Below are 12,438 nucleotides of genomic sequence, written 5' to 3'. Positions count from 1 at the left end.
TGCATCATGAAGATTATATTGACGATATAAACCCTGTGTTTCTCTGATAACTTCTTGCCATTCTTTGAGAAGTGCCTATACGAAAATTCGCCACTTCTATTCCAGATGGCATTATTCTGCTCTCAAGATCGGCACCAAGATAGCCGATTAAAATTACTTTATTGATCATGTTTTTATATCTTTTCTAAGGAAAATAATTGAAATGAAATACGGATATGAAAAGCTATTTTTCATTATCATAACATAGTGCATTTTCCAAAGAAAAATGGTATAAATTATTGAAAATAAACAATTTATTTTTTATTTTATTCGTGCATAAATGCTGTTTTGTGCTATAATTTTATTGTTTGATGCCAAGCAAATCATAAACCAGCGCACTTATTGAAATTTGAGTGGTTTTTCAAACTCATCTGCTGGTTTGTACTGTAAATACTGTTCAATCAGACACCTGAGATAACACTATGCAAACAACAAAAGGCAAGACCCTATTCAAACGGCAAAAACTATTGTTAGCCTTACTTCAAGAATTTGGAGGATGTCTTTCAAATATAGATTTTCAAAAGTATTTATTTTTATTTACGCAATGGGAAGAAAAACAAAGTTATGAGTTTGTGCCTTACAAATATGGGTGTTTCTCTTTTCAATCTTATGCTGACAAACGCAAGCTTATAGCATTAAGCATGCTTTCTGATGAAAGAGAGGTAAGGTTGGGAAATTGGAGGGCTTGTGAGAAGAAAGAGGTTGGGTGCTTTGAGGGAGCGTTGATGGAAGGAAGGTGAGAGGGAAGAGTGGGTTGCGGGGTGCCAGGCTAGTGCGGGCGAGAAGGGATGCGGAAGAGCGTGTAGAGGTCTAAGTTGTTTGCTCTGGTGTATGATGGCTTTTTGGGGGTGAGATGGCTGGGGGCTTGACAGGTATTCTTGTGGGAGATGGTTTGAGGGAGATGGCTGGGGCATTAGTGTGAGAGGATGAATTTGGGAGGGGTGTGAGTTGGAAAAGAGAATATAAGGGGTTGGTGTGGGGGGGGGGAGCGACCCAAGTTGTTTGTTCTGGTGTGTATGATGGCTTTTTGGGGGAAATAGCAGAGAGCTTGAAAGGGATAAGTTGGGAAGTTGAAAATGTATGCTGGTTTTGAATTTAAGTGAGTGGGGTGGTGGTGGGGATTTCATCCTCTTGAGTGAGGGGGTGTTCTTGAATGGATAGGTGCATCGGTTTTTTGTGGGGAGTTTTATGCGTTTATTCAAGACTATTTAAGTTACTATTTAAGTTTTCGCATAACCCCAGTGGGTTGCCATCAAGTCTAGACAATCGCGTAAGTGGTCGGCAAGAGAGTTTTGCTTGCGTTTTAAAGGGCTTAAGTCTTTGATTGATAGGTTATAGACGATCACTTGTTCAACAAGTTGATAACCAAGAACACCTAGTTGAATCTTAATCGTTTGTAATTGATCTGTTGCTTCCATTTGGCGTTCAAGAGTGTCTGTATAAAAAAGACCACTATCAACTTTTTGACGGCTGTAATCGATGCTCATATGTGTGTTACCTTGTTGTATATGCCAATAATAATAAAAACGTTCTGCTGCTTTATATTGCGCTTTGCTGATATGCCCTTTTGCATATAAAAGAGCAATGGGGCGGCTATGAGTGTTGGCAACTGCAACAATGGTTTGTGGGTTGCTGGGGCTTTCTTTATAGGTGGGTTGAAAATAAGGATTGCTTATTTCGATAAGCATTTCTTCTGTTTTTAAGTGGCCAATGTGCTGATGTTTTGTGTATGGGTGTGCGTAATTTATAGTGTTTTTTTTGAGTGCATCGATATTTTTTCTATCGTGGTGATATTTCATTGTTTGCCTCCTTTAAAATGAAAAATGTGTCAGAAGATTTTCAAATGAAAATAAGGGGTTAAACGAGAGGGGGTGAATAAAAACGAGAGGATGAGGAAAATCGAGATTTAAGAGCATGAGGGGGGGACATGAGTAAAATGGAGGGATAATGGGGAGGTTTAAGTAAGAATGAGAGAGGATGAATAAAATGGGGGATGATTTGAGAAAAAATTTCTAAAACAGTGTGTCAATATGTGTTCTTTACGGTATGAGTGCTCTTTATACTGTGGAGTGCTTTTAAGGAGTTAGAGTGTTCTTTAGGGTATGGTTTGTTTTTGTATGGTTTTATTTTTAAGATGTGGGGTGCGCTTTAAGGGGTGGAGTGTGTTGAGGTGTGTGGGTGCGCTTTAAGGGGCGGGGCAAGGCTGCATTGTTGGGCAGGTTTTTAAGATAGCTTGGGTTGTGTGTTTCTTTTGGGATTGTGAGGGTTGTGTGTTTGTGTGCTCTTGAGGGTGAATTTGTGAGGAAGGGTGAATTTGTGAAGGGGGGTGATGTGGTTGTGAGGAGGGATGGATTGTGAATTCAAGATAACGGCGTGATTTTTGTTGGGGTGTTGAAGAACAACGGTAGCGGTAGGTTTTGGAGTCAAACCACAGGCCGATTTTTCCTTCAAAATCGCCTGAACGTTGTTTGGCAATATTCATAATCACCCCGGGGCGGGCTTCTAATTCAGCTTTTTCTGTTGCACTTTGGCTTGCAAGAATTTTATCTTCTAGTGACCGGTTGCGCCAGATTGTAATGATATTAAATGCATTGGCTCCAATTTCTGAGGCTCCTTTTATGTCTTCAGTGCCAGGAATATCTTTTTCTATACCACTTTTGCGTGCATGGGCGACAAGGTGAACGTGCACAGCATTTAAAATTGCCCAGTCAACAATTTTATAGACTGCTTGTTCTTGCCCTGTATAATCATCTGCTGCGATACCAAGCCGCATCAAACTGTCGATAACAAATTGATCGCAACCATATTTTGCACGGCAATAGTCAAACACATCAAGCAAGGTTTGGATGTCTGATTTACCTACGTGTTCATACAAAATGAGGCCATCATCTAAAAAATGAAGAATCTGTTCGATCATGGTTTTTGTTGGTTGGTTACACCCCCCTGTTTGTCTGATTAAACGACGCAACGATTGTTCCCCCTTCATTTCGAGTGAGGCTAAACAAATGCGGCTTTTTTGCGCAATCCAATGGACAATACAGTCTGATAACAATTGGCTTTTACCGGTACCGCTTGCACCGCTCCAGAGGGTTAATTCTGCTGGGCGAAAATATAATTTGCCATTTAGCTTTGGATAAGGAACCGTATAACCAATGTGCTGTTTGGGTGTTGGCCAAAACAACTCAATCACCTGATTGTGATAATCAGATGCACGCTTTAATCCCTTTGGTGCAAAGCTTTGGGCTTTTGAAAAAGCAGCTTTTATGGTTGAAGTCTCGACACCTGCTTTTAAGCACTCATTGGCATCCTTATAGGGCAAGTGGACACGATAACATCGGTGGAGACCAAGCCTATGGGCGATTTCAAGGGCGGCTTCTTCGCCTGGTTTGTCCATGTCTGTTGCTAAGAAAATTTTTTCAAAAATTTCTAAATGGTCGAATTCATTTTCAATCCAGGCCTGTTTGCCCCCTTTGCCGCCTCCAAAGGGTACTGATAAGGCTGGGTATCCATAGGTTGCTAACGAAAGTGCATCAATTTCTCCTTCGGTGATAACAAGGGTGCGCTGTGTTGGGCAGATGGCTTGCCAACCAAATAAAATCGGTTCACAATGAGAAACTGTGGGTTTTGCTTTTGCACCTTCTTGTGCAGCGCGCACTTTTACCAATGCAAGTGTGCCATCGGGTTTATAAAATGGAAAAATGATCTGGTTTCCATCTTCTTGGATGCGATAGCGCTTTAAAATATCTAAAGGAATATGCCGTTTTGTGTGTAAATAATTTTTCACCTCATGACGAGGTTGGCTCCCTTTTGGAATGGGGGGAAGGCGATAGGAATGACGCGGGGTCATAAAGGGTTTTGGGCGTGAAAGATTCAAATAAGCGCGGGCTTCATCCAGTGCTTGAGAAAGGCTGATCCCTTTGACAATACACCACAGGTCTAAAAGGTCGCCGCCGTTTCCTTCTGCAAAATCATACCACAGACCTGCTTTGCTGCCCTTTAAACAGAGCGATAAGCTTTGACCGGGTTCACCTTGTGTGCTGCCCACAATCCAATTATTGCCGCGTTTTTGGCCTTGTGGAAGAAGTATTTGTGCAACTGACTCTGCTTGAGATGCAAGTTTTTGTTTGATTTCAAAAATCGTGCTCATGTTCCCCCTGCTTGTATTGTGTTTATATTTGTGCTGTGAGTTGTATTGGTATTGCGCTTGTGTTTGGGCTATTTTGCTTGATGTGGGTTATGTTGCTTGATAATTGATAAGGTTGCGGTAAAGAGTTTCTTCTTGAGTGTTGCAAGACACTGTGTTTGAACCGGATGATAAAGCACAAAGCTTTTCTTGGTTTTCTTTTAATCGCTCAATTTCACGCCGGTACCAATTGCGCCATGTGGCTGACCAGTCGACCTTTAAGGCTTGTTGGCCGCTTTTAGCGTGCCAATAGTCGCGAAATTTCTTTTCTTGCCAGCGGGCTTGTTCTTCACTCAAACCTTCTGAGATTGCTGCGTGAATGTCGCCCACCCAATTGGCAGGAAGGCGGTGGCCTTTCAAGCTTGTTGTGGTGGAAGAGTGCGTGCTGGAGTGGGGGGGTGTATCAGAAAAGGCACCTGTCTTTTGTGAAACACCGTTAGGTGTTTCTTTTTCTTCATTCTGAGCTTTTGAGTTAAGTTCATCATCTGTAGGGCATGTGTTAAGCAGATGTTGAATTTTTGCATTGATTTTTTTACGTTTTTGTGCCGAAGAATGACCTGCGAAAGATTTTTGTTCAAGCAATTGTGCACGCTCACGAAACACATTTTCGCATCGCTTATTCCATAATCCACAGGTTAAATTTAAAATCTTGCCTTCTGTAATCAACATTTCTAAAACACTGATAAAAGTTCGCTTATCGCAACCACAAAGGCGTGCTAAACGTTCTGGGGATAAATCTAAAGGACGACCCCGCGCATAAATTTCATTGAGTAGAATTGTATAAATCCCAATTTCATGTGCACGCATCCCACGTACCCCACCTAAAAAGTCATTTTGATACCAGCAAACATAAGGAAGTGTGGATGCTTCATAATTGGGAAATTCAGATTGCTCAGCTTGTTTCATGGGAGATCAGCTTTCTTAAGGTTTTGTCTCTTTTATTTAAAGGTTTTGATTGATGCAGCTTTTTGTTGAGAAAAAATCTGAAATAGCCTTTTCTTTCTTCTTAATGCACCCAATTAAAGTTTACGATTTCGTAAAATGTTTCTGGTTTGTTTTGGTTTTGTTTCATTTTGTTCTATTATTTGTTAGAGTATTATGTTCACTTTTATGTTTTTCTTAAATCATCTGAAAGCCAGTTGTATTTACTAGAAGAAATGGAGTTTGCAATTTGAGGTTGCATAAACTGTAAAGGATAAATAATACATACAAAAGACGCACAGACTTTGGAGGTGGTCTGTTTGCATCCTTTGGGGTGTTTATTGTTTTTTGATAAAATGTAAAATTTACTCCCTAAAATAAAATTTATTTATAATTTTATATCCTCTTTAAAGGATATTGCAAGTCAATTTTGTGAAAGACTGTGTATTTTATTGAAGACAACTAAGGGTGAGACTATGAATATTGATGGTTGGCGACATAGATTAAATGAAGCGCTCAAAAAAAGTGGGCGATCAAAACGCTCTATTTCCCTTGCGGCAGGTAAAGGAGCTGGTTATCTCCATTCTATTCTTTCTGAAGGAAAAGACCCAACGATTGAATCGCTTTCAAACGTGTGTCAGACAATTAATGTGAGTATGAGTTATATTCTTTATGGAGAAAATTCTTCTTCTGAAGATCGAGAATTTATTGATCTTCTTGCAAAGATTTCTCCTGAAGAGAGACAGGCAATTTTAACTCTCTTGCGCCGGCCAACTGACGAAGTAAAACCATAACAGCTTTTTGAGTTTCAGGTTCAAGATTTTCCCAATACTGTATTAATTTTAAATCACTCATTTCAGCTCTCCCATCTCTGTTTGTGTCTCCATTGATCTGTCTATTTATGCCTATTATTTGTGCCTTTTTGTTTGTTGTTGTGTTAATTTAGAACGAATAGAGAACAACATAAAAATGCGATGGAAAATTAGTCAATTTTTACGTGCTGTGAAAATGTTCGTAAAAGTTAAAATATATCTTTTATTAAGGATAAAATAATTGACATATCTCCCATAGAGGAGATAAGACTAACGCTATATTTGACTATGTCAAGACAGAGTTTAGCTTTATCAACTGTCTGAGGGAGAAATTTATGAAAGATATTCCATTCGTTAAAGAGGATGAAATCCTCATCATTCTTGGTGAGGATTCAGATGATGATGTTTATGTTGGACCTATTGATTGCCTTGAGGAGGTTTTGGATCTTATGGAGCAGTGCGATGCTGTTCAAAGGTTTTTACGGCTCGATTTAAAGACTCTCCATGCTGATGATGTGAGTGAACAAGTTGCTGAGATATATATGAAGTGCCACGATCTTGATGAACGAGAGGGTTATTTTCACCCTTTTATTCTCGATAGTGATGTGTATCACGAGTATTTAGAGGACAAGGCTACCCGTGTGTATCAGGATAATGTCTATGGGTCTTATGAAGAACAGCATCGCTTACGTGCGTGTGATGTTTTGGATCGCTATTGGAGGTAAATTGATATGGCAAATTATCTTCAAACAATTTATCAAGGGGTTCCCCTTTATTACGCTGGTACTCTTCGCAATGCGATTATGCTTGAACCACAAAAACACAAAGCAGTTCCTTTTATTTCACGAAAGGTTGCTCAGCGTGTTGCTTATAATTTGAGCTGCCGGTCACCCCAAAATGATTTTTATATAGTGTCATAGGCTGTTGATTGCTTTGCCCCTCTTTCAAGGGAGATTTGCTTGTAAAGAGGGGGCCTTTTCTGGTTGGGACCTTTTATGGGGGGTGAGGGAAGGTAAAGAGCGTGGAAGGGGTGGGCTGTGTGCGTTGGTGGGGTAGGTCACTTTTGTTGATGGGAGGAAGGTAAGGAGGAAGATTGAACTGTGTGGGGCCAGGCTAGTGTGAACGAGAAGAGATGCGGGTTATGAGCGACGTGTTTTGGAGGATGGGCTTTGAGGGGTGTGAGTTTGTGAGGAGAGGATGTGGGCTGTGTTTGGGGGTGGTTTAAGTTTGTTGCACCGGTTGTGTGCGGTGGATTTGGGAGAAATAGCAGAGAGCTTGAAAGGAATTAGCTGGTGGGAGGAGGAAGGTGTGTTTGGAGTAAGATAGATGGTGGGTAAGAGGATGGGGTTTAAAGGGGTGTCTGGGGCGTGAGTTTGTAAGGGAGCGTTGATGGGAGGAAGGTAAGGAGGAAGATTGAACTGTGTGGGGCCAGGCTAGTGTGAACGAGAAGAGATGCGGGTTATGAGGGACGTGTTTTGGAGGATGGGCTTTGAGGGGTGTGAGTTTGTGAAGAGAGGATGCGGGCTGTGTTTGGGGGCGGTTTAAGTTTGTTGCATTGGTTGTGTGCGGTGGATTGAGGGTGAGGACTGTGTGCGTTGGTGGAGGGAAATAAAAAAGTGGAGATGGAAAGATAATGCCAATTATTATTGATTGTGTTCAAGGAACGGATGAATGGCGTCAAGTGCGCAATGGTTTGATTACGGCTTCTTTGTTTGAGATGGTTATGGCGCGCAAAAAAGATGGACAAAAAACGCAGAAATATCACTGTGTGATGATGAAACTTGCTGGAGAAAGAATCACAGGAAAATCTGTGGAAGAGGGGACAACGCTTTCTATGCGACGCGGTACACAACTGGAACCAAATGCGCGCCAGCTATATGGAACGTTTATGCAGACAGAGCCTGAGTGTATTGGTTTTGTTTTGGCTGATGATCGCAAAAAAGGTTTTTCGCCCGATGCTTTTATTGGAACAAGTGGTTTGTTAGAAATTAAAACGAAAAAACCTGAAATTTTGATTCCTTATTTTTATCAAAATATATTTCCTGTTGAGCATAAAGCACAATGTCAGGGAGGGTTATGGATTGCTCAACGTGAATGGGTAGATTTGATGCTGTATTGGCCTGATATGCCGCCTTTAATTAAACGCGCTTATCGCGATGAACCTTATATTCATAGGCTTGAAGCTGAAATTAACCGTTTTAATGATGCTTTGGAAAATATGGTACATAAAATTCAGCAAGTCGGCAGAGGGTTATTTACAACAATACGGCAAGGAAACATCCCTAAACAGACAAATTAAAGGTGGATCTGGGAAGGTTTAGCTATGTCAGTGGGGGAAGGTTGGGTGGTGTTAGGGGAAGGTTGTGTGAGGTGTTTTGGGGTAGGTGAGGGAGGTTTGATGGTATAGCGGTGATGGGAGGAGAGGCAAGATCTGATGGTGGTGGTAGGAGCCTTCTTTGAGGAGGATTTAGGGTAAGAGGTGGGGGGTGGGAGATTGGGAGTTTGCTGGGGAGGAAAGATTTAAGAGCTTGAGGTTTGCGTTGGTGGGATGAAGATGTGGAGAAAGATTGGGCTTGGTTGGTGTGGGGCGTGAGGTTGTTGTAGGCGAAAAGGAATGTGTGGTTAGGGATGAGTTTTGGAGAGGTATGAGTTTGGGAGGTATGCCGATGGGAAAGGGTTTGGGAGAGACGATGATGGGAGGTAAGTTTAGGAGACGGAAAGGGCATTAATGTGAAAGTAAGGGCCCTGTGCGTTGGGTAGGGTAGGCAGTTTTCATTGATGGAGAAAAGGTAAGAGAGAAAATTGGGGTTGTTCTGAGGAAATGGTGCTGCGAGAGAGGATTGAACTCTCGACCTCTCCCTTACCAAGGGAGTGCTCTACCACTGAGCTACCGCAGCACGTGTCAGCCTTTGCGGTGCCTTGTGCCATATTGTTATAAAATAGGCAAGAGAGCATTTATCTCTTCTTGCAAGAAAACGTTTCTTGTGGCATGACGTAAACGCTTTTTTTAAGAAATTCTTGACTTAAAATATATTATTCTTCCAAAAGGTTGTAAAAACAAAAAGCTTATAAAAGTTAAAGGGCTATAAGAGTTATTGCAAGGGTTGTAAAAGTTATTGCTATGACATATCAAAATCAAAGTACACAAACAAAAGATGCCCAAAATGATAAGAAAAAACAACGTGAGCAAAGGCTGACAAAGCAATTGCGCGACAATCTGAGACGGCGAAAAGAACAAAGTCGAAAACGCTCGCAAGATTCACAACAAGAATGCACAAAAGAATTTTCAGTTTGCGAAAAAGAACGTGTGGTTTAAAAAGTGTGACCTCATTCTTTAAACCAGTGTAGTTTTAATGAGTTCTAGCTAAACCATAGTTAAGAAATCGCGACACTCAAGAGTAATGTCTTGTGAGGAAAGGTCTCAAAAAGATCTCAAAGGTGAAAAAAGAATAAAGTAAGATAGGGTAAGGTAGAGTACAAATACGATGGATTCAATTAAAATTATTGGAGGAAATACACTTCAGGGGGTTATTCCTATTTCAGGTGCTAAAAATGCTGCTTTGCCTTTGATGATTGCGGCATTGCTTACCGAGGAGACATTGATTTTAGATAATGTTCCTCATTTGAGCGATGTTGAGCTTTTGATTCGAATTTTGAATAATCATGGTGTCGGTTATGCTGTTGAAGGGCGCAAATTTCATAAAGATTGTGCCAATTCAAGAACAATTCATTTTACTGCAAAAACAATCACATCAACGTGTGCCCCTTATGAACTTGTTACAAAAATGCGTGCAAGCTTTTGGGTTATCGGGCCTTTGCTGGCACGGTGTGGGGAAGCAAGTGTTTCATTGCCTGGGGGATGTGCTATTGGAACAAGGCCGGTTGATTTTATTCTCGATGGGCTCAAATGTTTGGGTGCACAAATTACAATCGAAAGGGGGTATGTGCATGCAACCGCACCCCAGGGATTAAAAGGTGCCCAGTACCAATTCCCTAAAATCACTGTTGGGGGAACGCACATTATGCTGATGGCTGCTACTTTGGCACAGGGCAAAACCGTTCTCAAAAATGCAGCTTGTGAACCTGAAGTGGCCAATCTCATTCAAGCACTCAATGCAATGGGGGCTAATATCACCGGGGAAGGTACTTCAACCCTTACAATCCATGGGGTTGAAAAATTGCACGGTGCACGCATTGGTGTGATTCCTGATCGAATCGAAGCAGGGACCTATGCAATGGCTGTGGCAATGACTGGTGGGCAGGTGTTGTTAAAACATGCAAATCCCGATCATCTCATTAAAGTGCTTGAAGTTCTGCAAAAAACAGGGCTCACTATTAAACACAAACCAGATGGTCTTGAAATTATCCGCGATCATGAACAAACGATTACGCCGGTTGATGTTACAACTGCTCCTTTTCCTGCTTTCCCAACCGATCTTCAAGCACAATTTATGGCCTTGATGGTTTGTGCTCAAGGGTGTGCGAGGATTACTGAAACCGTTTTCGAAAATCGGTTCATGCATGTGCAAGAATTGGTGCGCTTGGGTGCCCACATTACGCTCGATGGAAGTACAGCCATTATTCATGGAACCAATCATTTGCAAGGAGCACAAGTAATGGCTACAGATCTACGTGCTTCCGTTTCTCTTGTTATTGCTGCACTTGCTGCACAAGGAGAGACAACTGTCGGTCGCGTTTATCATCTTGATCGTGGGTTTGAACGGTTGGAAGAAAAATTGTCTAATTGTGGGGCCAATATTCAACGTATAACGACTTGAAAAAAGTATAGCAGCTTGAATAATGCTTTCTTTAAAGCCCTCTCGAGGAGAATTTTAAGAGAGCATATGGAGGAAGGGCGCAAGGCTGGTGTGAGGCGGGAAGAACTGTGGGATATAAGGAGATATTATTGGGGGATGAAGCTGGAAGGTGTGTGAGTTTTAAAGGAGGGTTGGCGGAGGATGGAAAGAGAGGCTGGAGGGGCGGTTGTTGTTTGGGTGAGTGAGAGGTGTAGGAGAGGGTAAGGGGCACGTGGGAGGATAGGTTAAGTTGTGTCGGCGAGGATAAGGTTGCTTGAGGTAGGCTGGCGGAAGATAGCTTTGGGAAAAGATGGTCGGGGGATAAAGGGGAATATATGGAGGAAGGGCGCAAGGCTGGTATGAGGCGGGAAGAACTGCGGGATATAAGGAGATATTGTTGGGGGATGAAGCTGGAAGGTGCGTAAGTGTGTGAGGGGCATGTGAGTTTTGGAGAGGGAGGAGGATGGAGGGGCGGCTGTTGTTTGGGTGAGTGAGAGGTGTAGGAGAGAGTAAGGGGTATGTGGGGGATAAGTTGAGCTGTACCGGCGGAGCTGAGGTTGCTTGAGGTAGGCTGGAGGGAGATGGCTTTGGGAGAAGGTAGCAGGGGGATAAAGGGGAGTATATGGAAAAAGGGCGCGAGGCTGGTGTGAGGTGGGAAGAACTGTGGGATATAAGGAGATATTGTTGGGGGATGAAGCTGGAAGGTGTGTGAGTTTTAAAGGAGGGTCGGCGGAGGATGGAAAGAGAGGCTGGAGGGGCGGTTGTTGTTTGGGTGAGTGAGAGGTGTAGGAGAGGGTAAGGGGCACGTGGGGGAAGAGAGGGCTTACACTTGAAAGTCGTCGGGCAAAGCTTCCCAAAAATCTGGAATCTCATTTTTTAAACGGGGGCCTAAGCGTACGGCTGAGACATGTTGTGCAAGGCCTGTGCGATCTGAGAGTTCGACAGCAAATCCACAAAGTGTTATGGCGCCTTGCGCGGGTTCATAGTGACCTCGTTTTTTCTTATAAAGAAAACGGTATAAAGGTTCTTCCTTATCCATTCCAAGCGAGGAATTGTAATCTCCGCACATTCCTGCGTCTGATAAATACGCGCTGCCTCCTTCTAAAATCTGTGCATCAGCTGTGGGGATATGTGTATGGGTTCCTACGATAACGCTGACACGACCGTCAAGAAAATGGCTAAAACATTGCTTTTCACTTGTTGCTTCTGCGTGAAAATCAACTATGATAGCGTCTGCCTGTTCACGCAAAGGGCAGGCGGAAACAATCTTTTCAGCTGCTTCAAATGGGTCATCGGTGCTACATGGCATAAAAACGCTTCCCAAAATATTGGCAACAAGGACTTGTGCTCCATTTTTTGCTGTTATGAAGCAAGACCCTTTACCAGGCGTGCCTTGGATAAAATTGGCAGGACGTAAAAAACGGTTACTATAAGTGGCAAATTCTAAGGTTTCTTTATGGTGAAAAGCGTGATTGCCTGTGGTGATAACGTCAGCACCTGCTGCTAAGAGGTTTTGGTACACCTCTTGCGTGATGCCAAAGCCATGAGAAGCATTTTCACCATTTACAACAACACAGTCAAGCTGCCAATGTTCAATGAGTTTGGGGAGTGTGTGACAAACAGTGGCGCAACCTATTTGCCCCACAATGTCTCCTAAAAATAAAAATCGCATAAGCGTTTTAAGCAT

General features: G+C 42.4%; 12 protein-coding genes, 1 tRNA gene and 1 pseudogene. 8 read left to right on the top strand and 6 right to left on the bottom strand.

Translation table 11 applies throughout. The features are described from left to right. Positions 1-64 precede the first annotated feature (64 nt). Positions 65-169, bottom strand: a pseudogene (locus BBBE_RS07265) (single-stranded DNA-binding protein); the annotation flags it as partial. Between the two features lie 292 nt (positions 170-461). Between BBBE_RS07265 and BBBE_RS06225 the strand changes: the two are divergent. Continuing rightward, on the top strand, positions 462-779 hold the full coding sequence (locus tag BBBE_RS06225; protein ID WP_022708770.1) for a hypothetical protein: 318 nt from the start codon (positions 462-464) through the stop codon (positions 777-779). Positions 780-1,259: 480 nt separating this feature from the next. On the opposite strand, the gene BBBE_RS06220 is transcribed toward BBBE_RS06225, so the two are convergent. The 3 genes from BBBE_RS06220 to BBBE_RS06210 form a co-directional block, all read right to left on the bottom strand. Then, positions 1,260-1,838, bottom strand: a complete 579-nt coding sequence (locus tag BBBE_RS06220; protein ID WP_010701671.1) for a hypothetical protein — start codon at positions 1,836-1,838, stop codon at positions 1,260-1,262. Positions 1,839-2,224: 386 nt separating this feature from the next. Next, positions 2,225-4,186, bottom strand: a complete 1,962-nt coding sequence (locus tag BBBE_RS06215) for a toprim domain-containing protein (protein WP_010701670.1) — start codon at positions 4,184-4,186, stop codon at positions 2,225-2,227. An 87-nt stretch (positions 4,187-4,273) separates the two neighbouring features. After that, positions 4,274-5,128: a YdaU family protein gene (locus BBBE_RS06210; protein WP_010701669.1), complete on the bottom strand. Its 855-nt coding sequence runs from the start codon at positions 5,126-5,128 to the stop codon at positions 4,274-4,276. A 491-nt stretch (positions 5,129-5,619) separates the two neighbouring features. Between BBBE_RS06210 and BBBE_RS06205 the strand changes: the two genes are divergently transcribed. The 5 genes from BBBE_RS06205 (at position 5,620) to BBBE_RS07450 (ending at position 8,684) form a co-directional block, all read left to right on the top strand. Continuing rightward, positions 5,620-5,937 (top strand): transcriptional regulator, encoded by a 318-nt coding sequence (locus BBBE_RS06205; RefSeq protein ID WP_010701668.1) that lies wholly within the window; start codon positions 5,620-5,622, stop codon positions 5,935-5,937. A gap of 353 nt (positions 5,938-6,290) precedes the next feature. Further along, on the top strand, positions 6,291-6,680 hold the full coding sequence (locus BBBE_RS06200) for a hypothetical protein (protein ID WP_010701667.1): 390 nt from the start codon (positions 6,291-6,293) through the stop codon (positions 6,678-6,680). A 6-nt stretch (positions 6,681-6,686) separates the two neighbouring features. Further along, a complete protein-coding gene (locus tag BBBE_RS06195; RefSeq protein WP_010701666.1) occupies positions 6,687-6,875 on the top strand; it encodes a hypothetical protein in 189 nt (62 codons plus the stop codon). Between the two features lie 713 nt (positions 6,876-7,588). Then, a complete protein-coding gene (locus BBBE_RS06190; protein WP_010701665.1) occupies positions 7,589-8,254 on the top strand; it encodes a YqaJ viral recombinase family protein in 666 nt (221 codons plus the stop codon). A gap of 268 nt (positions 8,255-8,522) precedes the next feature. Then, positions 8,523-8,684 (top strand): hypothetical protein, encoded by a 162-nt coding sequence (locus tag BBBE_RS07450; protein ID WP_022708766.1) that lies wholly within the window; start codon positions 8,523-8,525, stop codon positions 8,682-8,684. A 93-nt stretch (positions 8,685-8,777) separates the two neighbouring features. Here BBBE_RS07450 and BBBE_RS06185 read toward each other — a convergent pair. Next, a tRNA-Thr gene (locus tag BBBE_RS06185) sits at positions 8,778-8,852 on the bottom strand. 224 nt (positions 8,853-9,076) lie between these two features. On the opposite strand from BBBE_RS06185, the gene BBBE_RS06180 reads away from it, so the two are divergent. Next, positions 9,077-9,271, top strand: a complete 195-nt coding sequence (locus BBBE_RS06180) for a hypothetical protein (protein WP_035464552.1) — start codon at positions 9,077-9,079, stop codon at positions 9,269-9,271. Positions 9,272-9,440: 169 nt separating this feature from the next. After that, a complete protein-coding gene (murA, locus tag BBBE_RS06175) occupies positions 9,441-10,733 on the top strand; it encodes a UDP-N-acetylglucosamine 1-carboxyvinyltransferase (RefSeq protein ID WP_010701664.1) in 1,293 nt (430 codons plus the stop codon). Positions 10,734-11,574: 841 nt separating this feature from the next. Here the strand turns inward: murA and BBBE_RS06170 are convergent. Then, positions 11,575-12,438, bottom strand: a complete 864-nt coding sequence (locus tag BBBE_RS06170) for a TIGR00282 family metallophosphoesterase (protein ID WP_022708762.1) — start codon at positions 12,436-12,438, stop codon at positions 11,575-11,577.

The organism is Bartonella bovis 91-4, assembly GCF_000384965.1.
Taxonomy (GTDB): domain Bacteria; phylum Pseudomonadota; class Alphaproteobacteria; order Rhizobiales; family Rhizobiaceae; genus Bartonella; species Bartonella bovis.
This window is presented reverse-complemented; position numbering and strand designations above follow the sequence as displayed.

Excerpts from the sequence above, each read along its gene's own strand:
- BBBE_RS06225 (WP_022708770.1), top strand. The coding sequence starts at position 462 with ATGCAAACAACAAAAGGCAAGACCCTATTCAAACGGCAAAAACTATTG.
- BBBE_RS06220 (WP_010701671.1), bottom strand. The coding sequence starts at position 1,838 with ATGAAATATCACCACGATAGAAAAAATATCGATGCACTCAAAAAAAAC.
- BBBE_RS06215 (WP_010701670.1), bottom strand. The coding sequence starts at position 4,186 with ATGAGCACGATTTTTGAAATCAAACAAAAACTTGCATCTCAAGCAGAG.
- BBBE_RS06210 (WP_010701669.1), bottom strand. The coding sequence starts at position 5,128 with ATGAAACAAGCTGAGCAATCTGAATTTCCCAATTATGAAGCATCCACA.
- BBBE_RS06205 (WP_010701668.1), top strand. The coding sequence starts at position 5,620 with ATGAATATTGATGGTTGGCGACATAGATTAAATGAAGCGCTCAAAAAA.
- BBBE_RS06200 (WP_010701667.1), top strand. The coding sequence starts at position 6,291 with ATGAAAGATATTCCATTCGTTAAAGAGGATGAAATCCTCATCATTCTT.
- BBBE_RS06195 (WP_010701666.1), top strand. The coding sequence starts at position 6,687 with ATGGCAAATTATCTTCAAACAATTTATCAAGGGGTTCCCCTTTATTAC.
- BBBE_RS06190 (WP_010701665.1), top strand. The coding sequence starts at position 7,589 with ATGCCAATTATTATTGATTGTGTTCAAGGAACGGATGAATGGCGTCAA.
- BBBE_RS06180 (WP_035464552.1), top strand. The coding sequence starts at position 9,077 with ATGACATATCAAAATCAAAGTACACAAACAAAAGATGCCCAAAATGAT.
- murA (WP_010701664.1), top strand. The coding sequence starts at position 9,441 with ATGGATTCAATTAAAATTATTGGAGGAAATACACTTCAGGGGGTTATT.
- BBBE_RS06170 (WP_022708762.1), bottom strand. The coding sequence starts at position 12,438 with ATGCTTAAAACGCTTATGCGATTTTTATTTTTAGGAGACATTGTGGGG.